Source organism: Actinoallomurus acanthiterrae (genome assembly GCF_054775715.1).
Genome location: NZ_BAAHCO010000001.1, coordinates 11,228,997 through 11,251,586, shown reverse-complemented (window position 1 = coordinate 11,251,586; position 22,590 = coordinate 11,228,997). Strand labels below are relative to the sequence as shown.

The following is a 22,590-nucleotide window of genomic DNA, read 5'->3' as shown; positions in this document are numbered from 1 at the left end:
GAGGAATAGTAAACGGGTACCAGATGTGCTTCATCCTGGTATAAGGAGTACCGCCCAATGTCCAGCCGTGACGAGCTCGCCGCCTTCCTCCGGTTCCGCCGCGAGCGCCTCACCCCTGAAGACGCCGGCCTGCCCGGAGGCGGGCGGCGCCGTACGCCCGGGCTGCGCCGGGAGGAGGTCGCCACGCTCGCCGGCGTCAGCACGACCTGGTACACCTGGCTCGAACAGGCCCGGGACGTCACGCCCAGCCGGCAGGTGCTCGACGCGCTCGCCCGCACGCTGCAGCTGTCAGCGGCCGAGCACGACTACCTCTTCACCCTGGCCGGTCAGCCGGCCACGCGGCGGCCGAGAAGGCCGACGTGCATCCGACGATGCGGGCGTTCGTCGACTCCCTCGACCCGCAGCCCGCCTACATCGCCAACGAGACCTGGGACGTCCTCGCCTACAACCGGGCGCAGGCGGCGCTGATCGCCGAGTACGACGAGCTGCCGCCGGAGCAGCGCAACGTGATCTGGCTGATGTTCAACAGCCCCGAGATCCGCGCGCGCATCGTCGACTGGGAGGCCGACGCCCGCTCGATGGTGGCCAAGTTCCGGGCGGCGGCCGCCGAGCAGGCGGGCAACCCGCGCATGCGCGCGCTCACCGACGACCTGGTGAAGAGCAGCCCGGAGTTCCGCGACCTGTGGGCCGGCCACGACGTCCGCGGCCACGACCCGGCCCGCAAGCGCATCGACCATCCGGCCGTCGGCCTGATCGAGCTCGACTACGTGAAGCTGGAGTGCGTCGGCCGCCCGGGGCAGATCCTCACCGCCCACCTCCCCGCCGACCCCGAATCCGCCGCCAAGCTGAGGACGCTGGTCGAGCAGGGGCCGGGACGAGCTCATCGCGGCCGTGAGTGAAATGCACATGCCGGGATATGTCGGCTAATATCTTTTGTACGGGAGTCGGTATGGCCGATCCCGTCGTCGGCTGATAACGCGCCCGCCGCCGCCCGCAACCCCCCAGCTTTCGGGATAACGCATTTCCGCCGCCGTTCCTACCTTGGAACTCGTCGAGATTCTTCGACCTCCAAGAGAGGAAATCTCATGCGAAACATCGGAATCCCCATGCGGGTCGGATTCAGGACCGCCGTGGCCGCGACAGTCCTGGGCGGCGGTCTGATCGCGTCCATCCCCCCGGCCAGCGCGGACTCGGCCCGCAGCGTCGAGGTGTTCCTCAACAACCTCACCCGCTGTGACCTGACCCTCGTCACCACCCGGCTCGACCACGGCGAGTTCGAGGTCCGGCCGCCCCAGCTCATCCTGCTGGGCGACCAGGGACGGTGGGAGTCGGTGTCCTCCGGAATCGCCACCGGGACCGAGGGCGAAGCGGACTACTTCACCCAGTCCTGCCGGAATCCGGGCAACAACAACAAGCGGATCCACTTCCACTGGGACAATCCGTTCATCGGATCGAACTCCTATGACAGCGCCGGCACCGACGGCGCCTTCCGCTCCAACATCGTCGGCGGCTCCGGAAACCACGCGGGCGTATCCGTGAGTTTCATACCCGCCTGACGGATCCGGCGGGAGATGCCGCAAAATGGCATCTCCCGCCGGCCGTTGGAACTCGTCGAGATTCTTCGATCTCCAAGAGAGGAAATCTCATGCGAAACATGGGAATCCCCATGCGGGCCGGAGTCAGGACCGCCGTGGCCGCGGCCGTCCTGGGCGGCGGTCTGACCGCGTCCATCCCTCCGGCCGGCGCCGCCTCGGCCCGCAGCGTCGAGGTGTTCCTGAACAACCTCACCGGCTGTGACCTGGCCCTCGTCACCACCCGGCTCGACCACGGCGTGTTCCAGGTCCGGCCGCCCCAGCGCATCCTGCAAGGCGACCAGGGACGGTGGGCGTCGGAGGCCGTCGAGCTCTGGGCCGGGACCGAGGGAGAAGCGGACTACCTCACCCAGGCCTGCCGGATCGCGGCTGACAACGCCAAGCGGATCCATTTCCACTGGAAGAATCCGTTCATCGGAACGAACTCCTATGACAGCGTCGGCACCGACGCTGCCTTCCGCTCGACCATCGCCGGCGGCTCCGGAGACCACGCGGGCGTGTCCGTGACTTTCGTGCCCGCCTGATGGGTCCGGCGGGAGATGCCGCGAACGGTATCTCCCGCCGGCTTCACGAGACCACCGTGCGCTGCGGATCGCCCCGGGGACAGACGCGGAGTAAGCGCTCAGTACGTGGTGATCTCGTCTCCGACTACGATGACCCGTGGGTTCGTGGGCCACTTGGCGGCCATGCGCGCGTGTACTCGGACGATCTCTCCGAGGGTCTTGCTCCCTCCCGTCGCCGAGACGACCGCGTGGGCCTGTCGCAGCCCCACCGATGCGGCGTCGGGTTCACCGCCGGCGGCGAAAGCGGCAGCGGCTCGGACGCGGTACCAGGCGACCCATTCGGAGTCGCGTACGGCCGGGGACAGGGCCTCGATGGCGTCCGAGATCGTGTTCGCCGCACGGAGGTAGGCGGTCGGGTCGTCCGCCAGGTAGACGAGGGTGAGACCCCTCTGCATCCCGAGGATCTCCGGCCCGTAGAAGTACAGGGAGTCCGGGTCATCGCCGGATTCGCCGGAGGCGATGACCTGTTCGGCCGCATCGATGGCATGTAGCGCACCGTTCGTGTCGCCCATGATCGCGAGTGCGCGGCCTCGTTGCTGGATCGCCACCGTCCGCGTCCCGGTAGCCGTGGCCATCTCGGCGGCCGCGTCAGATAGGGCGGCCATCGAGCCGATATCACCGGTCACCCATGCCAGGTGCCCTCGCATGGACAGGGCGGTGGCCGTCAGGTCTGCGTCGCCTGCCTGGATACCGAGCCGTAGTGCCTGGTCGTACAGGACTCCCGCGGCGTCGTGGCGGCCGGTGGCGGTGTGGAGCCAGCCGTTGAACTGCGATGTTCCGGACGCGGTGGCGGCGAGATCGTCGGCCAGAGCACCACGTGCTTCGCGGAGAAGCCGAAGGGTGAGCTTGAGTTGTTCGTTGGCCGGCTCGATGATCGCAGCAGACCCGATCATGTCTTCTATGCGGCGCTGGCCGGCAAGAGTTCCGCTCAGGTCGGCTACGACGGCGGCGTCGATGCGTGATGGATTGCGTGCGGCTCGGATCAGCCTCTCTTCGTCATCAGGGGTGCGCTGCCGGCCGTCGCCGTCCCCGATTACGGCCGAGACCTCGCCTCGCCGAACTGCTCTGGTGATCGAGACGGCCTCTTCCAACATGCTCAACTCGACACCGAGCGCGACGGCTAAAGCGGGGAGATGAACGGTCGGGATCCGGCCACCGCGTTCATATCGCGAGATATCCCAACGGGTCAGGCTGGATCCTGAAATTTCGTTGACTCGTTTCGCAAGGTCAGCCTGAGACAACTGCGCTTCGGCGCGTAGACGCGCGAGGAATAGGGCAATCGGAAGTCGCGTCTGCTCGTTCATGCGGCGGCTTTCGTCGGCTGCTGTGGGCCCATTGCAGGCCCACAGTCGGGGCTCCTCTCAGTATGCCTTGGCGGGTGTGAAGTGGGACGCACAGTTACCCACTCGACACGCATACAGAGGAGTCAGGGATGGGAGAGGAGACCCCCGCCCGGAGAACCTGGAGCCATGCTCAGAAGGTCGATCGGCTGACCGAGTTGTGCCGGGAGTTGGTCAAGCGCGGAATCCGGGTCGAGATGAGCGACGCCCGCCCGGCCCTGTCAGTGCGCTTGAGCCTGACGACACCCCGTGTCTCGATCCAGATGGTCGACGGGGCGTTCGTGTGGCGGCGCGACGACACAGACCGGCACGAAGCCGACGACGCGCCCGGGGCAGCTCACCGAATCACCGCATATCTGAAAGCGCGCGACGGGGACGACGTGTGATGACGAGGCGGCTGCGGCGGGGGAGCGTCTTCCTCTGTCGACTGCGGTTCGGATGGAAGCGTCCCGCCCGGCCTAACTGCGGCTTGTCATGAACACCGATCCGGCATGGGTGATCTCTCGACGGTTCCCGGGGCTGGTCTTCTGGTTCGGGCGATGTACCCGGTCGTGGTGGGCGCTCGTCTGGGTTCCGTCCGGATGGCGGCTGGTCGAGGCCACCGATGCCGACCAGCTCACCCGCGCGGTGCTCGAGGCCCGCACGTGGCCGTGGCCTCGGATGGCAAGGGTGCCCGGCGGCGGGGCTGAGCGGCAGCCGCTGGGTGAATTCGCATGCGATGATATGTCGCCTAATATCCTTTAGGTTGATTCGCCAATAGCCGATCGTGTCGTTCGGTCGATAAACCCGTCCGCTGCCGGCCCGCAACCCCCCAGCTTTCGGGATAACGCATTTTTGCTGCCGTTCCTACCTTGGAACTCGTCGAGATTCTTCGACCTCCAAGAGAGGAAGTCTCATGCGAAACGTCGGAATCCCCATGCGGGCCGGAGTCAGGACCGCCGTGGCCGCGGCCGTCCTGGGCGGCGGTCTGATCGCGTCCATCCCCCCGGCCAGCGCCCACTCGGCCCGCAGCGTCGAGGTGTTCCTGAACAACCTCACCGGCTGTGACCTGGTTCTCGTCACCACCCGGCTCGACCACGGCGTGTTCCAGGCCCGGCCGCCCCAGCGCATCCTGCAGGGCGACCAGGGACGGTGGGCGTCGGAGTCCTCCGGGATCTGGACGGGGACCGAGGGAGAAGCGGACTACTTCACCCAGTCGTGTCGGAATCCGGCTAACAACAACAAGCGGATCCACTTCCACTGGGACAATCCGTACTCCGGATCGAACTCCTATGACAGCGCCGGCACCGACGGCGCCTTCCGCTCCAACATCGTCGGCGGCTCCGGAAACCACGCCGGCGTGTCCGTGAGTTTCATACCCGCCTGACGGATCCGGCGGGAGATGCCGCGAACGGCATCTCCCGCCGGCTTCACGCGATCAGCTGAAGATCGTCCGGATCGGGGTCGGGACCGTGTGTGGAGGGCTCCGGCACGCGCGTGCGACGGGACCCCAGGGCGGCGGCGGGGAGGGCGGCGGCGATAAGGCTGATGGCGGCGAGCGTCGCGAAGCCGTACCGGGTGTCCGAGTGGTCGGTGATCGTCGCCACGACGAGCATGACGGCGACGGTGCCGGCGAGGGCGCAGGCGTTGGCGACGCCGAAGACCCGCCCGATCCGGTGCTCGGGGGCCGAGGCGAGCAGCAGCGCCCGTGACGCGATGCGCGCCTGCCCGAACCCGCACGCGCCGACGAGCACCAACGGCATCAGCCCGGCGACGCCGTACCGCGGCTGCAGGACCAGCATGCCGTTGCACAGCAGGAACCCGGTCAGGGCGATGCGCAGGTCGCCGAACCTTCGACCGACCAGGCGGTACGCCGCCGCCGCGAGCAGGAAGCCGGTGCCGCCCAGGGCGTCGACCAGGCCGAGGACCGCGCTGCCGCGATGCCATTCGCTGACGACGAGGACGGGCAGGAGCGCGTTGAAGACCGTCACGACGACACTGCCCTGGGCGTACAGGAGGATGAGCCAGCCGGTGGCCACGCGCCGGTCCGCCCCGGCGGGCGCGTCGTGCGGGCCGGTCCCGAGCTCGGGGTCCGGGCGCGCGGGCCGGCGGCCGACCGCGAACACGCACAGCGCCGACGCGACGAACGTCCCGGCGTTGAACGCGAAGAGCGGCACGGCCCCGAACCACTGGACGGCGAAGCCGCCGACCGACGCCGACAGCAGCATGCCGGCCTGCATCGCGATCTCGTAGTTCGCGTTGAACCGGCGCAGCTCGGCGGGCCGGACCCGCTCCTTCATCAGGCCCGCGCTGACCGGCACGAACAGGGTGGCGACCACCGCCAGCGCCAGGTTGGCGGTGTAGATGATGACGTTCGTCGGCACACCGGCCGCCAGCCCGACCGGCAGGGCCAACGCGGCGAACGCGCCGGCCAGGTCGCAGCAGACCCAGAGCGTACGGCGGTCGAACCGGTCGGCGAGGCGGCCGAAGAAGGGGGACAGCACCGCCTGGGGCGCGGCGACCGCGATGAACAGCCAGCCGACCGCCAGCATCGTCTGCTCGGCCCGGACGAGCAGCAGCGCCGCTGCGATCAGCTGGATGTTGTTGCCCAGCGAGGTGATGAAGGTGGCGGGGATCAGCAGGCGCTCGGCCCGCGGGATCCGCGCGTCGTTGTGGGGGTGCACGGCGTCCTCGGCGAGTGTGGTCGATCGGCCGCGGTCGGCGGCCGTACCGATGATCGCCGGTCCGGCTGACATCTCCTGTCAGTTATCCGCCTGGCCGATTCGCGCCACGTACTTGCCGGCGCCGCGCCCGTCGGCGAGCAGCTGGTGGGCGGCGGGGACGTCGGACAGCGATCCGATCTCGGTGACCGGGACGTGCAGCCGCCCCTCGGCGAGGAGGCCGAGGACGCGGCGCAGCGCCGCCGCCACGCGGTCCGGCGCCGTGACCGCCAAGGCGCTGATGCTGAATCCGCTGATGGCGACGTTGCCCGCGCGCAGCCGGTCGAGGCCGGGGAGCGCGGCGGTCTGCCCGCCGCCCGCGTTGCCGAACAGTACGACGCGTCCGCCCGGATCGATCATCTCGAGGTCGGCGTCCAGTAGTGCCGTGCCGAGCGGGTCCAGGACGACGTCGACGCCCCCGCCGGCGGCCGCGCGCACCGCCTTGGCCAGGTCGCCCTCGCGGGCGACGGCGGCGTCGTAGCCGCTCTTCAGGGTCGCGGGGATCTTGTCGGCGCGGCCCACGGTGCCGACGAGCCGTCCGCCGCCCAGCGCCGGGACGAGCTGCGCCACCGCGCCGCCGACGCCTCCGCCGGCCGAGTGCACCAGTACGGTCTCGCCGGGGCTGAACCGGGCGGCGTCCGTGAGCAGCAGCAGGGCGGTCGCGAGCATCAGCGGGGCCGCCGCAGCGACGGCCGACGGAACCTCCCCGGGGACCGGGACGGTGAGCGCGGCCGGTGCGAGGGCGACCTCCGCCAGCCCGCCGGCCCCCGGCAGGAACGCGGCCACCCGCTGCCCGGCGGTCAGGTCCGTGACGTCCGCGCCGACCTCCCGGATGGTCCCGGCCACCTCCTTGCCCGGGGCGAAGGGCCAGGACGCGTAGCCGGCGTCGCCGCGGCGGGCCATCACGTCGATGAAGTTGATCCCCGCGTGCGTGACGTCGACGGTCACCTCCCCGGCGCCGGGGCGCGGCGCCTCCACGTCCCGGATCTCCGTACGGTCGGGGCCCTGCGACGGCTCGGTCATGACAAGAGCACGCATGACGTCTCCTCGTTCGTATTTCGACGTTCGTCGTACGACGAATGTCGTATCACAGTTGTACGATGGTTGTCGAAAGAGAGGTCGTCCCGATGCCCCGATCGCAACGCCGTACGCTGACCCATCCGGAGGTCGACGAACTGGACGTGCTGGACGTCCTGCACGCGCTGTCGGATCCCACGCGGATGACGATCGTCCAGACGCTGCGCGCCGACCCGGAGCGGGCCTGCGGCACGTTCCCCGTGGACGTGGCGCCCTCGACGCTCACGCACCACTTCCGGGTGCTCCGCGAGGCGGGCGTCATCCGCCAGCGGGAGGACGGCAACCGCCGGTGGACGACACTGCGGCGGGACGACATCGAGGCCCGCTTCCCGGGGCTGCTCGACGCCGTCGTCACCGCGTACGAGCGGCAGGCGTCGCCGCCCGTCTCAGCGGCGGGTGGTCCTGCTCAGCCGCACTGATCGCCGTCGCAGGCGGCCGGATCCGGGGAGGCCGCGGCGCACCGCTTTGATATCAGGCCGGATGAACTGGCACCACTGTGACATCTGCATCCCGCTCCAGGAACCAGCGCTGAAGCTGTCCATCATCGAGCTCAGTATCGCTCCCGACCAGGCTCGGGCCGACGATGGTTCCCGAAAACCCGGTCAATTGGATATCCGCAACTTTGCAGTTAATGAACAAGGTACGCTCGGCCTTCGCGTCCCGCAGGTCGGCGCCGGTCAGGTCAGACTTCACGAAGCTCACCCCGCCAAGGAAGGCGTTGCGGAAGTCGCCGGACCGCAGATCGGCGAATTCGGCCTCGGTGCCCGAGAGCCACGCCTTGACGAAGCGCGCACCTTTACCTGAGGCTCCGAACAGATCGGCGCCCATCATCTCCACGTTGGTGAACTTCGCTTCGACGATTGACGACTCCGTGAAGTTGGCGCGATTCAGCGTACAATCGGCGAAAGAGACTTTATCGAGGGTTGCTTCGGTGAAGTCCGCGCGGGAGAGGTCCATGCCGCGCAGATCCGCGCCACGGAAGTCAAGATGTGCACCGATCAGGATTGCATCTTCATCTTTCACGCGTCGTTCGATATAGGCGGCCAATGTCTCGCGGGCCGCTTCGTTGTGCGGCCATGACTGGATTGACCCAGCAGATGGCCTCGAGGCGTTGTTAGGGGTACCAGATGACATTGCTTCCCCATCCTCGGCGGGCGATCATGGCCTTGATTTGATCGATATTTGCTTGCGAAGCGTTCCGCGTATCAATGATCGGAGTGCGGTTTTTTGCAAACTGCGCTTCTAGTTTGCTTTCAAAGTTGTCGACCTTGAAGTTGCTTGATGACGTCACTTCCTTAACGTCATAATAAGTATTTGTGCTGGGCGAGTAGAAGTCGCCTTGACCTCTTTCTGGCGGACGCTGGAAGTCGTCGGGGACGCGGCCGTCTTGTCGCAACGACAATGCGGTCTTCGCTTCTTCGCGAGCGCCGTCGTCAATTGCGTATGTGCCGTCCCTTTTCAAGTGATCCGGGTCCTTTTGAAGCTCGTTGTAGAGATCCGGGTCCTCTTTTGCCAGGTCCTCACGGTATTTAGCGAGCTCCGCCTGCTCTGCTGGGTCCAGCTCCTTGATAGGGGTCTTGCCGTCTCCGAGGAGCCTACGCCCTTCCTCGGCGGCCTTGCCCAGTCCGGAGGCTTCTCGTTCTGCCTTCGGTAGCACTCGGGCGAGGTCTTTCAGCGCGGTGCCGACAGTCTTCATGCGGGCCACGACCGCTGCGATGAACTGGCGGAGCAGGGCCGTCGCCCGTGCGGTGATCCCTCCGGCTTCGGCGGCTTCGGCGGCTTGGCCGGCGGCTTCGCTGCCGCCCGCGGTGGGGGCGGCGAAGATTGCGGCGAGTACCTGGCCGATCACGAAGGTGAGGGCGAATTCGGCCGCCAGTTCTTCGAACTGGTGCTTGAGGTCGCGGATCGCCTGAGCCTGGTCCCAGCAGGCACGTTCGGTGTTCTCGCAGCCCTGCAGGGTCAGCGTAAGTGAGCCTTTGCCGGAGTCCACCAGCCGTCGCACGTGGGCAGCGAATTCGTCGGCGGCGTGGCCTTCGTTCTCGGCCAGCACGTACGCGGCATAGTGCTGGGTGTCCTCCCAGGCGGTGCGCAGCGCGGTGGCGAGGTCGCGCCAAGCCTCGGCGGCCTGCTCGATCAGGTTGGGCTTTCCGGTGGGGAACGGCCCGAAGAAGGAGGTGGCTCCGTTTCGCTTCCAGGCGTTCGGGTCCGGTGATGCCTCTGGAGACGGCTTCGGCGTCGGCGACGCCGGTTGGGTCGATTTCGGTGGTTCGGGTGGGGCCACCACTGGAGTCGGAGGCCGGTTCGCTGTCGGGTTCGGGGTCGTGCGTGGGAGAGGTGGTGGGGTGTGTTCGGGAACGTCGGGTGGCGGTGGCAGGCCGCCGGTGTTGTGCAGGAGCCGCGATTCTCGGCTCGCGGCCTGGCCGATGCGATTGATGTCGCTGGTGACGTTGGCTTCGGTGACGCCGTAGTTGTGGGCCACATGGCGGATTCGGCTGGCGATCTGTCGTAGATCACTCGCGCATTGCTGCGCCGTGAACAGCAGTGAGTGCTGGGCCGGTCGGTAGGATTCGGCGAAGGCTTCATCGGGCCAGGATGAGCCCCAAAATGACCCTAATCCCTCCAGTCGGTGCTGCGCTGCCGTGCTGGCCTGCGACAACGCCGCTCCCACATCGTCGAACCGGGGGGCGTAATACAACAGCACCTCGACCGAAAATCGAACGGAATCCGATGTCATGCCGTGGCCCCTTGATCCGAATCGTCTGATCTGGACGGCGGGAAACTCTACACAAATGCTCACTCTTTGGCTGCGGGGATTTTAAGGCGGGCTGAGCCGTCCACTGCCGTCAGAAAGACCTCAGGCGATCTTCGTCTGAGGTCTTTCTGTAGGTCACGTGTGGTGGGCAGGCGTCGCCGCCCGTCTCAGCGGCGGGTGATCCTGGTCAGCCGCACTGATCGCCGTCGCAGGCGGCCGGATCCGGGGAGGCCGCGGACCGGGCCCCCACCGGCTCCCCGGCGGCCGAGGAGGCATCTCCGAGCAGGCGCCGGGGGCCGGAGCCCTCCTCGCCCAGCTGGTCGTACGGGTTGGACAGGCGGCACCGGCTCAGCGACAGGCAGCCGCAGCCGATGCAGTCGGTCAGGTCGTCGCGCAGCCGCTGCAGCTGATCGATGCGCGCGTCGAGCTCGCTCCGCCACGTGGCCGACAGGCTTTCCCAGTCCTTGCGCGTGGGGGTGCGTTCCTCTGGAAGCCGGCCGAGGGCCTCCCGGATCTGTTTCAGCGGGATGCCGACGCGCTGGGAGACCCGGATGAACGCCACGCGCCGCAGGACGTCCCGGGCGTAGCGGCGCTGGTTGCCCGCCGTACGGCGGCTGCGGATCAGGCCCTTGGCCTCGTAGAAGTGCAGCGCCGAGACGGCGACGCCGCTGCGCGCGGCCACCTGTCCCACGGTGAGCTCGCCGGCGTCCCATCGGGGGTGTTCCATGCTCCCAACCCTAGATTCCTGAGACCCCGGTCATATGGACGAGTGGGCGGAACGAGGTAACCTCGTACTGACCGAATCATGTTCGGTTCTGATTGGGACGGAACCCCGAGAAGAGACTTGGAGGCGTCGTGGCCGAGGCGTACATCGTCGGAGCGGTCCGTACCCCCGTAGGCACCAAGAAGGGCGCGCTGGCCGCCGTGCACCCGGCCGACCTGGGCGCGCACGTGCTCAAGGAACTGGTCGAGCGCACAGGCGTCGACCCCGAAGCGGTCGACGACGTCATCATGGGCTGCGTCATGCAGGTCGGCCCGCAGTCGCTCGACCTCGCCCGTACGGCGTGGCTGTCCGCCGGGCTGCCCGAGCGGGTGCCCGGCGTCACCATCGACCGCCAGTGCGGGTCGTCCCAGCAGGCGATCCACTTCGCCGCTCAGGGCGTACTGTCCGGCACCCAGGACCTCGTCGTGGCCTCCGGCGTGGAGAACATGGGCATGGTCCCCATGGGCTCCAGCGTCGCCATGGCCCTGGAGAAGGGCATGCCGTTTCCGTACGGAGAGGGCTGGTCCGCGCGGTACGGCGACCAGGAGATCTCCCAGTTCCGCGGCGCGCAGCTGATGTGCGAGAAGTGGGGGTTCAAGCGCGGTGACCTCGAGGCGTTCGCCCTGGAGAGCCACCGGCGCGCCGTCCACGCCATCGAATCAGGCCACTTCGACCGGGAGACCGCGCCCATCGCCGGCGTGACCAAGGACGAGGGCGCCCGCCCTGACACCTCGCTGGAGAAGATGGCGGGCCTGCAGCCGCTGCGCGAGGGCTGGGAGCTGACCGCGGCCATCGCCTCGCAGATCTCCGTCGGCGCCGGCGCGCTGCTGATCGCCTCGGAGGAGGCCGTACGGGAGCACGGGCTGACGCCCCGGGCGCGCATCCACACGCTCGTCGTCGAGGGCTCCGACCCGGTGTACATGCTGACCGGGCCGATCCCGGCCACCGAGAAGGCCCTGCGGAGGGGCGGGCTGTCGATCGACGACATCGACGTGTTCGAGGTCAACGAGGCGTTCGCGCCGGTCCCGCTCGCCTGGGCCCGTGAGACGGGCGCCTCGCTGGAGAAGACCAACCCGAACGGCGGCGCGATCGCCCTCGGCCACCCGCTCGGCGCGACGGGCAGCATCCTGATGACCAAGCTCCTGCACGAGCTGGAGCGCACCGGCGGCCGCTACGGCCTGCAGACGATGTGCGAGGGCGGCGGCCAGGCCAACGCCACCATCATCGAGCGCCTCTGACGTGACCGACGAAGGGCGGGTCCCGGCGGGGCCCCGCCCTTCGTAAAGAAGCCCACAACCCACGCGTGTGGCGTCCGCGCACGGCGTACGGCGTGCCCCACGATGGCACGCGTCATGGTCCTCACTGAAGAAGAACACCGGCCGCTGTACTCCGTCGGGCAGGCCGCCGCGATGCTGGAGACACGCCGGAGGTTCCTGCATCGTCTCGATCGGTTCGGCGTCGTGAGCCCTCGGCGCACCCCCGGCGGCCATCGCCGTTATTCGGCGTACGAGATCGGCCGGATCCGGCGCGTCATCGAGCTCGCCGACGACGGCGTCACGCTGACCGGGATCCGGCACATCATCGGCCTGGAGAAGCGCATCCGGGAGCTGGAGGCGCAGCTCGACGCGGCCTGGGACCGCGTGTTCCAGCTGGAGAAACGCCCGCCGATCCCGCGGATGCGGCGCGAGCGGATCCCTCCGATCTGACGGCTCACTGGACCGGCCAGGACCTCACCTCGAGGTCGCCGAGCCGGGCCAGGTCCACCCGGTCCTCGTCGGCGAGGACGCCGATCAGCTCCTCCGCCTCGGCCGGCGTCACGTGGCGGCCCCGCGAGCACCGCGCGGCGGGGTCCGGGCTCTCCAGCCACAGCCGGGGCCCGTCCTCCCACATCACCTGCACGATCGCGCCGGACCGGCCCTCGAACGTGGCGAAGTTGCCCTTGCGAGGCCTCAGGCGGATCAGGACGAGGCGGGCCTCCGCGAACGACATCGGGACCGCCAAGGTCTGCTCGCTCCCCCCGGCGTAGTCGCAGTAGGTCACCTGGAGCGGGCCGTCGGACTCCGGCTCGGGACCTCCCGGCCAGGTGGCGAGCCCGCCGAAGCGTCGCTCCCGCCAGGTCATGGGGACGTCGATCCGCGTGGTGTGACTGCCGTTCCACTCGGGAGCCAGGCCGTTCCGGCGCAGCGTCGCGACGACCTCCTCGCCGATCCGCGTCGCGGCGGCGTCGTCTCCATCGAAGGCGCCGTACGACAGGTAGAGCGTCTGTTCCTCGACGGCGGCCTCGATGTCCTGGCGGTGACAGAAGGTGTAGCCGCGCATCGCGGCGCCCTCCGGCACCTCGCCGCCGATCTCGCTGACGCCGCAGTTCTGGCAGCAGGTGAAGTCCGCCCGCGCCACGATGCCGGCGGCCTCGAGGTCCTGGAACGCCCAGAGCAGCCGGTCGGAGTCGAGGATGTCCGGCCAGGTCTCCTGGTCGGCGAGGTAGGCCGCGAACTCCTCCTTGGCGAGCTCGGTGGCCGCGTCCTCGACCTCGTCGGAGTCGGGCGCGGTGTCGAGGTAGTCGACGCACTCCTCGACGATGGTGTCGAAATCGTCGTCGCCGATGGCCAGGGCCACGCGGATGTGGCTCCGGAGCAGGTCGCGGTCCTCGTTGTCGATCATTCGGCGATTATGGCGAACGGCGGTGACACTCCATCGACGGATTCGCGATCTCAGGTTCGGGCGCGGTCGTAGTGCCGTCGTGCCTTGCTGCGGTTGCCGCACCGGCGCATCGAGCACCACTGCCGGTTGCGGGCCGGAGAGCGGTCGACGAAGCGGATCCCGCAGTCGTGCGCGGCGCACACCCGCAGCAGGTCGTCGCCGGTGAGCAGTTCGACGGCGTCGACCGCCAGCACGGCGAGCGCCGCCGCCGTCGACTCGTCGCGCGGCGCGGCGACGGGACGTCCTGCGGCGTCCAGCGCCAGGCGGGGGACCGGCGGCGCCGCCGCGACCGCCGCGTTGATCACGTCCGCCGCCTCCCGGGCGGTGCGGGGAAGGCCATCGCCGGCCTCCGCGCCGTCGCCGGCCTCCGTGACGGTGCCGGCCTCCGCGCCGTCGCTGGCCTCCGCGACGGCGCCGCGGTCCGTGGGGTTCGCGGCCGGGAACGCCAGGAGGTCGATCGCCTCGCGCAGGCGGCGGGCGGCCCGCAGGTCGTCCTCGCCGGGAGCGCCGGGCAGGTCCGCCGTACGCAGCCACGCCTCGAGGTCGGCCGGGGTGCGCAGCGTCTCCCGGCCGCCGAGCTTGCGGTCGCGGACCGTGTTGACCAGGTCGACACTCGGCCGCCCGCCATACCAGAGCCAATCGCCCATAACCCCATCATATGGTTAGAATCGGCTCTAACCGCATAAGGAGGTTAGAGATGGCGATCGCGACGGTGAACGGCATCCGCCTGCACTACCGGCGCACGGGTGACGGGCCGCTTCTCGTCCTGCTGCACGGCTGGCCGCAGACCGGATACTGCTGGCGGCACCTCGTGGGGCCGCTCAGCGAGGCGTACACGGTCGTGGTTCCCGACCTGCGCGGCTACGGGCGCAGCGACCTGCCGACGGACGGCCACGACAAGCGCACCCGCGCCGAGGACCTGCATCAGCTCATCCGCGTCCTCGGGCACGAGTCGGCCACGGTCATCGGCCACGACCGGGGCGCCCGCGTGGCGCACCGCTGGGCGCTCGACCACCCCGGGGACATCGAGCGGCTCGTCGTCATGGACATCATCCCGACGCGCGAGATGTGGCGGCGGATGGACGCCGACCTGGCCCGCCGCACCTGGCACTGGCTCTTCCACCTGCAGCCCGACCTGCCCGAACTGCTCGCCGGAGCGAACCCCGGGGCGTACGTGCGGTACCTCATCGACGGCTGGTCGCACGTGCCGCTCCCGGAAGAGGACATCGCGGAGTACGTCCGGGCGTTCTCACGGCCGGGCGCGCTGCGCGCCGGGTTCGACGACTACCGCGCCTCGGACGAGGACGCCGAGCACGACGAGGCGGACGCCGGCCGGAAGATCTCGATGCCGCTGCTGGCCCTGTGGGGCGAGCACAGCTTCCTGCAGGCGATCGACACCGTCGCGGTCTGGCGCGACTACGCCGAGAACGTCACCGGCCGGATGATCGAGGACTGCGGCCACTTCCTCGCCGAGGAGCGCCCGGAGGCCGTCCTCGAGGAGCTGAGGGGCTTCCTGCAGCCCTCGAGGAGCTGACGGGCTTCCTGACGCGCTGATCCCCGGCGGTCGCGAGGGTCGCGGCGGCGATCGCCGGGGATCGACGTCCGGTCAGCGGGGGGCGGTGTCCGCCCAGCCCATCTCCAGGAACAGTTCGTGCGTGAAGACCGTCCCCGGCTTCATCCCCTGGACCATGACGCCCTGCCCGGACACCAGCACGGTCTCGGTGCCGAGCACCTGATAGGTGCTGGGCCGCAGCAGCAGTTCGACGTCGAACGTGCCGCTCCCGTCGGAGCGCGTCACCGCCAGCGTGGTGGCGACCCGTCCGTAGACGTCCTTGGTCAGGCCTTTGTTGCGGATGCCCGGCGTGCCGGCGAGCGCACGGAAGACGGCGGCGCGCAGTTTCGGCGAGCCGGGTTGCGCCAGGAAGTGCGCGGCGTTGGTGAGTGCGACACTCGGGCCCCCCTTGCCGGGGCTGAGCAGGTACGCCCGCAGCGCCGGCAGGTCGTCCGCGAGCGCCTCGCGCTCGGCCTGGGGCAGATCCGGGTTCGGCGGGCATATCCGCGCCTTGGCGGCGCACTTCTTCCTTGCCTGCGCGAGCATCTTGTCGAAGCCCTTCCGCTCCGCCGGCGTCGTCCGTACGAGATCCCACTTGTCCGGGGCCGCGGTCTGCGTGATGGGCTCACCGTTGGAGATCACGCGCCAGGTCGTCGGCGAGCCCGCGCGCTGCCAGGCGGCCCGGTCGGCGGGCGTCTGCGGGATCGCCCCGGCGAAGCGGCTGCGGAAGACATCGTCGTCCTTACCCGTCCGGGCGATCCACTGGTCGATCTCGTGCCGGGCACCGGTGATCACATAGTCGCCCTTGGCGACGTGGTACGCCTGACCGTCGATCACGTGGGAGTGCCAGTAGCGCCCGACCGGTTCGGACGCGGCCCTCTGCGCGGCGGCGAGCAGTACCTGCTGCGCGGTGAGCTCCGTCGTCGGCGTGGTCCGGGAGGCGGGGGAGCCGCCGCTCACCATGAGAGCGATGGCGGTCGCGGTGGCCACCGCCGCCACGCCGAGCCCGCCCAGCCCCAGCCGGAAGGCCATGTCCCGTTGGCGTGGCCGGGGTTTCGCCTGGGCGAGCACGCGCCGCCGCCCCTCGGCGATCACCTCTGCCGACGGCGGAGCCTCCGCCAGGAAGGTCCGGATCATGCGCTCGTCATCCATCGTTGTCCTCCCCGAGTGCGGCGCGCACCTTCTTGCGGGCCCGGCTCAGCCGCGAGCCGACCGTTCCGTACGAGATCTGGAGCGCCTCGGAGATCTCCTCGTGGGAGAGCTCGGAGACGGCGCTGAGCAGCAGAACGTCGCGCTGCCCCCGCGGCAGCGCGGCGAGCGCCTTGGCCAGGCGTGGCTGCAGGCCCTCGGCGCGGACCCAGTTGATGACGCGGTTCTCGTGGCTGTCGGCGACCTCTTCCGGGCCGAGCTTGGCCAGGGCGCGGTACCGGCGCATCTCCTGCCGCCGGTGCTGCGCTACGAGCCGCGTCGCGATGCCGAACAACCAGGGCCGTACGGCGCCCTTCGCCGGGTCGTACCCGCCGCGTTTGCGCAGGGCGATGAGGAAGGTGTCGGCGGCGATGTCGTCGGCGACGTCCCGGCCCAGGCGGCTCGCGACGTAGTTGTGGATGGCGGGGAAATGCTCGTCGTAGAGCGCGGCGAAGGCGTCGGGCGTGCGTGCGGCCGGCTCGGCGATCCGCGCGCCCTTCACGTTCTGACGTCCATCGTGGGGCACCTTCCGGTGAGCGGAGCTGTCACCGGTACTCCGACGAAGACCCTGAGGCCTTTCCCGCCGCCCGACATGATCGATCCCCGGTGGCCGCCGCACTCTACGGCCCCGGGGATCTTGTCGGTGGTCAGGCGACGGTGCGGTGGACGTTCTCGCGCTCGGTCGGGCCGGGCTCGGCCTCGGCGATCCACGGGCCGGGGATGGACGGGTCGAGCACGCCCTCCTCCAGCCAGGTGTGGCGGCCGTCCAGCACCTGCCTGGCGACCTTCCCGTCGAGGGCGTCGGTGTTGTTCCAGAGCCGGTCGAACAGCTCGCCGATCCGCACCCGCGCCTGTTCGCAGAACGCGTCCGCCAGCTCGTACGCCTCGGGCCGGTCGTCGTCCTTCGCCCGGACGCAGACGGCGCTGATCGCGAAGAGCTCGGCGCCGATGTCGACCATGCGGCCGAGGAAGCCCTGCTTGCGTTCGAGGGCGCCCTGCCAGCGCCCGGCGGCGTAGAACACCGAGCGGGCCAGCTTGCGCGCGGAGCGCTCGACGTAGCGCAGGTGCCGGGCCAGCGGGCCGAACTCGGCGTACGACCCGGGACGCTGTCCCGCCCCGGCGAGGAGCGTGGGGAACCAGGTGGAGTAGAAGCCGCCCGCGCGGCCGACCGCCTTGGCCTTCGCCTTCAGGTCGGCGTCGGGGTCGATGATGTCGCCGGCCACCGACAGGTGCGTGTCGACCGCCTCACGGGCGATGAGGAGCCGCATGATCTCCGAGGAGCCCTCGAAGATGCGGTTGATGCGCAGGTCGCGCAGGAGCTGCTCGGCGGGCACGCCCCGCTCACCTCGCGCGGCCAGCGACTCGGCGGTCTCGTAGCCGCGCCCGCCCCGGATCTGCACGAGCTCGTCGGCGACGCGGCAGGCCATCTCCGAGGCCCACAGCTTGGCCAGCGCCGCCTCGATGCGGATGTCGTTGCGCTCGTTGTCGGCGAGGGTGCTGGACAGGTCGACCATCGCCTCCAGCGCGTACGCCGTCGCGGCGATGAAGGAGATCTTGGTGGCGACGGCCTCGTGCTCGCCGACCGGGCGGCCCCACTGGACGCGCTCCTTCGACCACTCGCGGGCGATCTTGGTGCACCACTTGGCCGCCCCCGCGCACATGGCCGGCAGCGACAGGCGCCCGGTGTTGAGCGTGGTCAGCGCGATCTTCAGGCCATGGCCCTCCTCGCCGACGCGGTTCGCGGCGGGCACGCGGACCTGGTGGAAGCGAGTGACGCCGTTCTCGAGGCCGCGCAGGCCCATGAAGGCGTTGCGGTTCTCGACGGTGATCCCCTCGGCGTTCGCGTCGACGACGAACGCCGTGATGCCGCCCCGGTGGCCCTCGGACTTCGGCACCCGCGCCATGACGACGAGCAGGTCCGCGACGACGCCGTTGGTGGTCCACAGCTTGACGCCGTCGATGACGTAGTCGTCGCCGTCCGGGACGGCGGCGGTGCGCAGCCGGGCGGGGTCGGAGCCGACGTCGGGCTCGGTGAGCAGGAACGCGCTGATCTCGTTGACGCAGCGTGGCAGGAACGTCCGCTTCTGCTGGTCGGTGCCGAAGAGCTTGACCGGCTGGGGGGCGCCGATGGACTGGTGGGCCGACAGCATCGCGCCGATCGCGGAGTGCGCGGACCCGGCGAGCATGAGCGCCTTGTTGTAGTAGACCTGGCTCAGGCCCAGGCCGCCGTACTGCTCGGGGATCTTCATCCCGAAGGCGCCGAGGGACTTCAGCCCTTTGATGACGTCGTCGGGGATGCGGGCCTCGCGCTCAATGATCCGGGGGTCCACCTTCGTCTCGCAGAAGTCCCGGAGCCGCTCCAGGAACTCCTCGCCCTTCCCCCGCTCCTCCTCGTCCGTCCGGGGATGCGGGTGGATGAGGTCGAGGCGGAAGTCGCCGAGGAACAGCTGCTTGCCGAAGCTGGGCAGGCGCCATGACGTCTCGCGTGCCTCTTCGGCGACGCGGCGGGCGGTGCGTTCGTCCACGTGCGCCATGAGGATCACCTCCGTAGGAAGTTACTCCTAAGTTCTACCCGCCAGTAGGTCCCCCATTCGGGGCGATGCGCGGCAGTTCGACGCGGACGACCGTGCCCGCTCCCGGCGCCGAACGCAGCGCGGCGCCCCCGCCGTGCGCCGCCGCGATCGCCGCGACGATCGCCAGCCCCAGGCCGCTGCCGCCGCTGTCCCGAGCGTGGTGGAACCGGTCGAAGGCCCGCGCGGCCTCCTCCGGCGTCATCCCCGGCCCTTCGTCGGCGACCTCGAGGACGACCGCGGAGTGCGTCCGTGCCAGCCGTACGGTCGCCGGGGTGTGGGGTGGGGTGTGCGCCCGCACGTTGGCCAGCAGGTTCGCCAGGACCTGCCGGATTCGCGCCTCGTCGGCCACGGCGACCAGCGAGTCCGGCACCTCCAGGCGTACCGGCCGGTCCGGCTCCACGGCCGTCGCGTCCGCCGCCGCCTCCCGCGCCAGCGACGCCAGGTCGACCGGCTCCGGAGACAGCGCCGAGCCCTTGTCCAGGCGTGCGAGCTCCAGCAGTTCGTCGACGAGGCTGCCCATGCGCGCCGCCTCCCCGGAGATCCGCCGCATCGCCTCCTCGGCGCTGACCGCGCCCTGCTCGTACAGGTCGGAGTAGCCGCGGATGGTCGTCAGCGGCGTGCGCAGCTCATGCGAGGCCTCGGCGGCGAACTCCCGCACCTTCGCCTCCGAGCGCAGCCGCGCGAGGAACGCCTGCTCGATCCGGCCGAGCATGACGTTGATCGCGCCGGCCAGCCGGCCCACCTCCGACGGCGACTCCTCCATCCGGGCGCGCAGATCGCCGCCGCCCGCGATGCCGTGAGCCGTCGCCGCCATCCGGGACAACGGCGCGAGCCCCCGCCGGACCAGCCCGCGGCCGAGCAGCGCGACCAGGCCGAGGATGACCAGCCCCGTGGCCGACTCGGCGACGATGAGACCCGCCACGGTCGCGTGGACGTCGGTGAGCGGGTCCACGATGACGGTGGCGTTCCCGCGCGGCCCCACCTTGGCGATCGCCCGCATCCCCCCGAACCGGAACGGCTTCCCTCGCCGTCCCTCGGCGAGCAGCGGCCCCAGGCCCAGCGCCTGTGCGCGCTTCAGCGCACGGTTCGGATCGGGATAGCCGTTCCCCGCCGCCCAGAACCGGCCCGCCGGGGTCACGTGGAGCACGACGTAGCGGCCGGAGACGCCGTTGTCCACGGTCACGGCCAGCTTGGGGTTCCGCCGTACCGCCTCCAGCTGGTTGTTCACGCGGTGCAGCAGGTACGTCCGCAGCGCGACCGCGCTCGCCAGGCCCATGAGCGTCAGCCCCACCGCCGTGACGGCGAGCAGCCCGGCGACGAGCCGGGAGTTGAGCGATCTCATGCCGGGGGCCGCAGGGCGTAGCCGACGCCCCGCTGGGTGTGGATCAGGTCGGGCCCGAGCTTGCGGCGCAGGTAGCTGATGTAGGTCTCCACGACCGGCGAGCCGGCCGAGTGGTCCCAGCCCCAGACGTTCTCCAGCAACTGCGCCCGGGTCAGCACCCGGCCCGGGTTGCGCATGAAGAACGTGAGCAGCCGGAACTCTGTCGGTGACAGCTCGATCTCGGCGTCGGCCCGGCGCACGGTCCAGTGGGAGATGTCGACCTCGAGGTCGCCCACGCGCAGGACCTCGTCGGCGGCGCCGCGCGGCCGGGCGCGGCGCAGCACCGCGCGTACGCGGGCGACGAGCGCGTCCACCGCGAACGGCTTGGTCACGTAGTCGTCGCCGCCGAGCGTCAGCCCCGTGACGGTGTCCGAGGGCGTGTCGCGGGCCGTCAGGAAGATGATCGGCGTCTCGTCGCCGCCGCCGCGCAGGCGGCGGCAGACCTCGAAGCCGTCCAGGTCGGGCAGCATGATGTCGAGCACGATGAGTCCTGGGCGGTCGTCGTGCACACGACGCAGCGCCTCGGCTCCTGTGGCCGCCGTCACTACGGCGAATCCGTGGAAGCGCAGGGCGACCTCCACCAGATCCCGGATGTTCGGCTCGTCGTCGACGACGAGCACTCGTGGGTTGTCCATCGGCTCCATCATCGCGCCGTTCCCGACCCCCGGGCAGATGCGCCACCGACTCCGGGCCGGTCGCCGCCGACCCCTGCCGGTACGGCGGCCGGCCCGGGGCCGGGGCGGCCGGTCAGCTGTGGGAGGGAGCCGGCGACGTGGTCTCGTTGGCCGGCACCTTCTTCGGGACGATGATCCGTTTCGCCGTACGGGCGCCGCCGGCGTCCAGGCCCGCGACGAAGACGAAGTCGCCCGTGGCCAGCTGCGACACGGTGGACTTGGCCTTGTCCTTGCGGACCCGGGTCTTGTCGTCGGTCTTCCACTGCCAGGTCACGCCGTCGGCACTGCGCACGCTCAGCGTCCCGCCGCTCGTCGCGGTCAGCCGCCCTCGCTGCCATTCGACCTGCGCGAACCCCTTCTTCGTACGGACGGTCGCCTGTCCGTGGACGCCGCGGATGCCGCGGACGCCGCGCATCGGGTGCCGCTTCGCGCCGTGGGCCGCCTTGGCGGCGGGGCGCCCGTTCGCGCCCGCCGACGCGGGAACGGCCAGGTAGACGCCCGTACCGACGACGGCGATGGCGAACGCGGACACGCCGCCAATGACCTTGTTGTTCAACTTCGGCCTCCTTTCAGGTTGCCCCTCATCCAGTGAAGGGGAAGGTCTTGAAGAACCCGGTGGAGGAATCTGGGAGAACCGTGGGAGATGGCCGGGAACGGTCCAAGGCGGGCAGATTGCACAAAGCGCTTGACCCTGCCACGCGTGCGGGGTTCGCTGTCCGTGATGAATGAGACACGGAGGCCAACCCTCATCGTCTCGGTGCAGCGCGCGCTGCATCTCCTGGAGGCGGTGGCGTCGCACCCCGGCGGCGCACCGGCGAAACAGCTCGCCCGTCAGGCCGGCCTGCCGCTGGCCACGACCTATCACCTGCTGCGCACACTCGTCCACGAGGGATACGTCGTACGGACGAGCGACGGGTCGTACCTCCTCGGCGACCGGGTCGACTCGCTCAAGGACGACCGGCGCACCCAGGACCGGCTCGCACGGATCCGGGACGTGTTGACCTCCCTCCGTGACGAGCTCGGCGTGGCGGCGTACCTCAGCCTCTACGAGGAGGGGGAGTTCCGCGTCGTCGACATCGCGGACGGCCCGCGGACGCCCCGGGTCGACCTGTCGGCCGGCCTCGCCCAGACGGCGCACGCCACCGCGATCGGCAAGTGCGTGCTGGCCCAGCTCGACACGCGGGCCCGGCGGGACCATCTCGCCCGGCATCCGCTGATCGATCTGACGCCCAACACGATCACCCATCGCGGCGAGCTCGAACGCCGGCTGGGCTCCCCGCTCGCTCTCGACCGAGAGGAGTACATCCTCGGCACCGGGTGCGCCGCCGTCCCGGTGACCGACGCGTCGGGGAAGACGGTCGGGGCCCTCGCGGTCTCCTGCAGCCCGGCGAGACTGGCGAAGATCGAGGCCTGCGCCCCGCGTCTCCAGGCCGCCGCCGCCCGGATCAATCGAGCACTCACCATCTGAAAACAGCCATCTTGCGGTCAATGCGGATTATCGTGAACCTATGTGGCATGGGCGGCGGCCCCCCACAGATTCCCGCCCCGGGCCATGGTCCGACCTCGATGTGCTCATGGCCACGGCTGTCGCAGGGTTTGGCCTTCCGGCCACCATGGTCCCGGGGCGGGGCACGACTCCACGCACACGCGTTCGTGCACGGTGGCCGCATGAGCACCGGCTGTGGATAGACTTCTCACCCACCTGGGCCTGTCGTCGACTTTCAGCGAGTGATCGC

The 22,590-nt window shown here is 70.0% G+C and carries 25 protein-coding genes and 1 pseudogene; 11 read left to right on the top strand and 15 right to left on the bottom strand.

Annotated elements, in window-relative coordinates; all coding sequences use genetic code 11:
* The first annotated feature begins 57 nt into the window (after nucleotides 1-57).
* The 4 genes from ACYVF7_RS53105 (at nucleotide 58) to ACYVF7_RS53090 (ending at nucleotide 2,116) form a co-directional block, all read left to right on the top strand.
* The gene (locus tag ACYVF7_RS53105; protein WP_460355062.1) at nucleotides 58-468 is read left to right on the top strand and encodes a helix-turn-helix domain-containing protein; all 411 of its coding nucleotides are present in this window, start codon (nucleotides 58-60) and stop codon (nucleotides 466-468) included.
* Nucleotides 360-899 (top strand): MmyB family transcriptional regulator, encoded by a 540-nt coding sequence (locus ACYVF7_RS53100; RefSeq protein ID WP_460355060.1) that lies wholly within the window; start codon nucleotides 360-362, stop codon nucleotides 897-899. The genes ACYVF7_RS53105 and ACYVF7_RS53100 overlap by 109 nt, the downstream gene beginning before the upstream one ends.
* A gap of 186 nt (nucleotides 900-1,085) precedes the next feature.
* Nucleotides 1,086-1,556, top strand: a complete 471-nt coding sequence (locus tag ACYVF7_RS53095; protein ID WP_460355058.1) for an aegerolysin family protein — start codon at nucleotides 1,086-1,088, stop codon at nucleotides 1,554-1,556.
* Between the two features lie 89 nt (nucleotides 1,557-1,645).
* Nucleotides 1,646-2,116 carry a hypothetical protein gene (locus ACYVF7_RS53090; RefSeq protein WP_460355056.1) on the top strand — a complete coding sequence of 157 codons (471 nt, stop codon included), beginning with the start codon at nucleotides 1,646-1,648 and terminating at the stop codon, nucleotides 2,114-2,116.
* Between the two features lie 98 nt (nucleotides 2,117-2,214).
* Here ACYVF7_RS53090 and ACYVF7_RS53085 read toward each other — a convergent pair whose 3' ends face one another.
* Together ACYVF7_RS53085 and ACYVF7_RS53080 are read right to left on the bottom strand one after the other, a co-directional pair.
* On the bottom strand, nucleotides 2,215-3,048 hold the full coding sequence (locus ACYVF7_RS53085) for a hypothetical protein (protein WP_460358663.1): 834 nt from the start codon (nucleotides 3,046-3,048) through the stop codon (nucleotides 2,215-2,217).
* A 201-nt stretch (nucleotides 3,049-3,249) separates the two neighbouring features.
* Nucleotides 3,250-3,459 (bottom strand): annotated as a pseudogene (locus tag ACYVF7_RS53080) (helix-turn-helix transcriptional regulator); the annotation flags it as partial.
* Between the two features lie 128 nt (nucleotides 3,460-3,587).
* Between ACYVF7_RS53080 and ACYVF7_RS53075 the strand changes: the two are divergent.
* Together ACYVF7_RS53075 and ACYVF7_RS53070 are read left to right on the top strand one after the other, a co-directional pair.
* On the top strand, nucleotides 3,588-3,881 hold the full coding sequence (locus ACYVF7_RS53075) for a hypothetical protein (protein ID WP_460355054.1): 294 nt from the start codon (nucleotides 3,588-3,590) through the stop codon (nucleotides 3,879-3,881).
* Nucleotides 3,882-4,390: 509 nt separating this feature from the next.
* Nucleotides 4,391-4,861, top strand: coding sequence for an aegerolysin family protein (locus ACYVF7_RS53070; RefSeq protein WP_460355052.1), 471 nt, complete (start codon nucleotides 4,391-4,393; stop codon nucleotides 4,859-4,861).
* Nucleotides 4,862-4,904: 43 nt separating this feature from the next.
* On the opposite strand, the gene ACYVF7_RS53065 is transcribed toward ACYVF7_RS53070, so the two are convergent.
* A complete protein-coding gene (locus ACYVF7_RS53065; RefSeq protein WP_460355050.1) occupies nucleotides 4,905-6,230 on the bottom strand; it encodes an MFS transporter in 1,326 nt (441 codons plus the stop codon).
* 6 nt (nucleotides 6,231-6,236) lie between these two features.
* Entirely contained in the window at nucleotides 6,237-7,232 is a 996-nt protein-coding gene (locus ACYVF7_RS53060) for a quinone oxidoreductase family protein (RefSeq protein ID WP_460355048.1), read from the bottom strand.
* 62 nt (nucleotides 7,233-7,294) lie between these two features.
* On the opposite strand from ACYVF7_RS53060, the gene ACYVF7_RS53055 reads away from it, so the two are divergent.
* Nucleotides 7,295-7,690, top strand: coding sequence for an ArsR/SmtB family transcription factor (locus ACYVF7_RS53055; protein ID WP_460355046.1), 396 nt, complete (start codon nucleotides 7,295-7,297; stop codon nucleotides 7,688-7,690).
* A gap of 52 nt (nucleotides 7,691-7,742) precedes the next feature.
* Here the strand turns inward: ACYVF7_RS53055 and ACYVF7_RS53050 are convergent, their stop codons facing one another.
* The 3 genes from ACYVF7_RS53050 to soxR form a co-directional block, all read right to left on the bottom strand.
* Entirely contained in the window at nucleotides 7,743-8,294 is a 552-nt protein-coding gene (locus ACYVF7_RS53050) for a pentapeptide repeat-containing protein (RefSeq protein WP_460355043.1), read from the bottom strand.
* Between the two features lie 91 nt (nucleotides 8,295-8,385).
* Entirely contained in the window at nucleotides 8,386-10,005 is a 1,620-nt protein-coding gene (locus tag ACYVF7_RS53045; RefSeq protein ID WP_460355041.1) for a WXG100-like domain-containing protein, read from the bottom strand.
* 205 nt (nucleotides 10,006-10,210) lie between these two features.
* Nucleotides 10,211-10,750, bottom strand: coding sequence for a redox-sensitive transcriptional activator SoxR (gene soxR, locus ACYVF7_RS53040; protein ID WP_460355038.1), 540 nt, complete (start codon nucleotides 10,748-10,750; stop codon nucleotides 10,211-10,213).
* A 128-nt stretch (nucleotides 10,751-10,878) separates the two neighbouring features.
* Between soxR and ACYVF7_RS53035 the strand changes: the two genes are divergently transcribed.
* Both ACYVF7_RS53035 and ACYVF7_RS53030 read left to right on the top strand, forming a co-directional pair.
* Nucleotides 10,879-12,024, top strand: a complete 1,146-nt coding sequence (locus ACYVF7_RS53035) for an acetyl-CoA C-acetyltransferase (protein WP_460355036.1) — start codon at nucleotides 10,879-10,881, stop codon at nucleotides 12,022-12,024.
* Nucleotides 12,025-12,138: 114 nt separating this feature from the next.
* Nucleotides 12,139-12,492: a MerR family transcriptional regulator gene (locus ACYVF7_RS53030; protein ID WP_460355035.1), complete on the top strand. Its 354-nt coding sequence runs from the start codon at nucleotides 12,139-12,141 to the stop codon at nucleotides 12,490-12,492.
* Nucleotides 12,493-12,496: 4 nt separating this feature from the next.
* On the opposite strand, the gene ACYVF7_RS53025 is transcribed toward ACYVF7_RS53030, so the two are convergent.
* Complete coding sequence (locus ACYVF7_RS53025) at nucleotides 12,497-13,447, bottom strand: DUF6891 domain-containing protein (protein ID WP_460355034.1); 951 nt, start codon at nucleotides 13,445-13,447, stop codon at nucleotides 12,497-12,499.
* A gap of 50 nt (nucleotides 13,448-13,497) precedes the next feature.
* Entirely contained in the window at nucleotides 13,498-14,133 is a 636-nt protein-coding gene (locus tag ACYVF7_RS53020; protein WP_460355032.1) for a CGNR zinc finger domain-containing protein, read from the bottom strand.
* 50 nt (nucleotides 14,134-14,183) lie between these two features.
* Here ACYVF7_RS53020 and ACYVF7_RS53015 point away from each other — a divergent pair, with 50 nt between their 5' ends.
* Nucleotides 14,184-15,020, top strand: a complete 837-nt coding sequence (locus tag ACYVF7_RS53015; protein WP_460355030.1) for an alpha/beta fold hydrolase — start codon at nucleotides 14,184-14,186, stop codon at nucleotides 15,018-15,020.
* A gap of 72 nt (nucleotides 15,021-15,092) precedes the next feature.
* Here the strand turns inward: ACYVF7_RS53015 and ACYVF7_RS53010 are convergent, their stop codons facing one another.
* From ACYVF7_RS53010 to ACYVF7_RS52985, 6 genes are all read right to left on the bottom strand, one after another.
* Nucleotides 15,093-16,190 carry a hypothetical protein gene (locus ACYVF7_RS53010; RefSeq protein WP_460355029.1) on the bottom strand — a complete coding sequence of 366 codons (1,098 nt, stop codon included), beginning with the start codon at nucleotides 16,188-16,190 and terminating at the stop codon, nucleotides 15,093-15,095.
* A complete protein-coding gene (locus tag ACYVF7_RS53005; RefSeq protein ID WP_460355027.1) occupies nucleotides 16,183-16,728 on the bottom strand; it encodes an RNA polymerase sigma factor in 546 nt (181 codons plus the stop codon). The genes ACYVF7_RS53010 and ACYVF7_RS53005 overlap by 8 nt, the downstream gene beginning before the upstream one ends.
* Before the next feature lie 145 nt (nucleotides 16,729-16,873).
* Entirely contained in the window at nucleotides 16,874-18,760 is a 1,887-nt protein-coding gene (locus tag ACYVF7_RS53000; RefSeq protein WP_460355026.1) for an acyl-CoA dehydrogenase family protein, read from the bottom strand.
* Between the two features lie 34 nt (nucleotides 18,761-18,794).
* Nucleotides 18,795-20,141, bottom strand: a complete 1,347-nt coding sequence (locus tag ACYVF7_RS52995; RefSeq protein WP_460355025.1) for a sensor histidine kinase — start codon at nucleotides 20,139-20,141, stop codon at nucleotides 18,795-18,797.
* Nucleotides 20,138-20,815 carry a response regulator transcription factor gene (locus ACYVF7_RS52990; protein WP_460355023.1) on the bottom strand — a complete coding sequence of 226 codons (678 nt, stop codon included), beginning with the start codon at nucleotides 20,813-20,815 and terminating at the stop codon, nucleotides 20,138-20,140. Before ACYVF7_RS52990 ends, ACYVF7_RS52995 begins: the two co-directional genes overlap by 4 nt.
* Before the next feature lie 112 nt (nucleotides 20,816-20,927).
* Nucleotides 20,928-21,410, bottom strand: a complete 483-nt coding sequence (locus ACYVF7_RS52985; RefSeq protein ID WP_460355022.1) for a hypothetical protein — start codon at nucleotides 21,408-21,410, stop codon at nucleotides 20,928-20,930.
* Between the two features lie 165 nt (nucleotides 21,411-21,575).
* On the opposite strand from ACYVF7_RS52985, the gene ACYVF7_RS52980 reads away from it, so the two are divergent.
* Nucleotides 21,576-22,322, top strand: coding sequence for an IclR family transcriptional regulator (locus tag ACYVF7_RS52980; RefSeq protein WP_460355020.1), 747 nt, complete (start codon nucleotides 21,576-21,578; stop codon nucleotides 22,320-22,322).
* Nucleotides 22,323-22,590: the final 268 nt, after the last annotated feature.

Coding starts and splice junctions, on each gene's coding strand:
- ACYVF7_RS53030 (WP_460355035.1), top strand. CDS start 12,139: ATGGTCCTCACTGAAGAAGAACACCGGCCGCTGTACTCCGTCGGGCAG.
- ACYVF7_RS53105 (WP_460355062.1), top strand. CDS start 58: ATGTCCAGCCGTGACGAGCTCGCCGCCTTCCTCCGGTTCCGCCGCGAG.
- ACYVF7_RS52980 (WP_460355020.1), top strand. CDS start 21,576: ATGAATGAGACACGGAGGCCAACCCTCATCGTCTCGGTGCAGCGCGCG.
- ACYVF7_RS53055 (WP_460355046.1), top strand. CDS start 7,295: ATGGTTGTCGAAAGAGAGGTCGTCCCGATGCCCCGATCGCAACGCCGT.
- ACYVF7_RS53020 (WP_460355032.1), bottom strand. CDS start 14,133: ATGGGCGATTGGCTCTGGTATGGCGGGCGGCCGAGTGTCGACCTGGTC.
- ACYVF7_RS52995 (WP_460355025.1), bottom strand. CDS start 20,141: ATGAGATCGCTCAACTCCCGGCTCGTCGCCGGGCTGCTCGCCGTCACG.
- ACYVF7_RS53065 (WP_460355050.1), bottom strand. CDS start 6,230: ATGTCAGCCGGACCGGCGATCATCGGTACGGCCGCCGACCGCGGCCGA.
- ACYVF7_RS53025 (WP_460355034.1), bottom strand. CDS start 13,447: ATGATCGACAACGAGGACCGCGACCTGCTCCGGAGCCACATCCGCGTG.
- ACYVF7_RS53010 (WP_460355029.1), bottom strand. CDS start 16,190: ATGGATGACGAGCGCATGATCCGGACCTTCCTGGCGGAGGCTCCGCCG.
- ACYVF7_RS53000 (WP_460355026.1), bottom strand. CDS start 18,760: ATGGCGCACGTGGACGAACGCACCGCCCGCCGCGTCGCCGAAGAGGCA.
- soxR (WP_460355038.1), bottom strand. CDS start 10,750: ATGGAACACCCCCGATGGGACGCCGGCGAGCTCACCGTGGGACAGGTG.
- ACYVF7_RS53085 (WP_460358663.1), bottom strand. CDS start 3,048: ATGATCGGGTCTGCTGCGATCATCGAGCCGGCCAACGAACAACTCAAG.
- ACYVF7_RS52990 (WP_460355023.1), bottom strand. CDS start 20,815: ATGGACAACCCACGAGTGCTCGTCGTCGACGACGAGCCGAACATCCGG.
- ACYVF7_RS53090 (WP_460355056.1), top strand. CDS start 1,646: ATGCGAAACATGGGAATCCCCATGCGGGCCGGAGTCAGGACCGCCGTG.
- ACYVF7_RS53095 (WP_460355058.1), top strand. CDS start 1,086: ATGCGAAACATCGGAATCCCCATGCGGGTCGGATTCAGGACCGCCGTG.
- ACYVF7_RS53075 (WP_460355054.1), top strand. CDS start 3,588: ATGGGAGAGGAGACCCCCGCCCGGAGAACCTGGAGCCATGCTCAGAAG.
- ACYVF7_RS53015 (WP_460355030.1), top strand. CDS start 14,184: ATGGCGATCGCGACGGTGAACGGCATCCGCCTGCACTACCGGCGCACG.
- ACYVF7_RS53045 (WP_460355041.1), bottom strand. CDS start 10,005: ATGACATCGGATTCCGTTCGATTTTCGGTCGAGGTGCTGTTGTATTAC.
- ACYVF7_RS53060 (WP_460355048.1), bottom strand. CDS start 7,232: ATGCGTGCTCTTGTCATGACCGAGCCGTCGCAGGGCCCCGACCGTACG.
- ACYVF7_RS53070 (WP_460355052.1), top strand. CDS start 4,391: ATGCGAAACGTCGGAATCCCCATGCGGGCCGGAGTCAGGACCGCCGTG.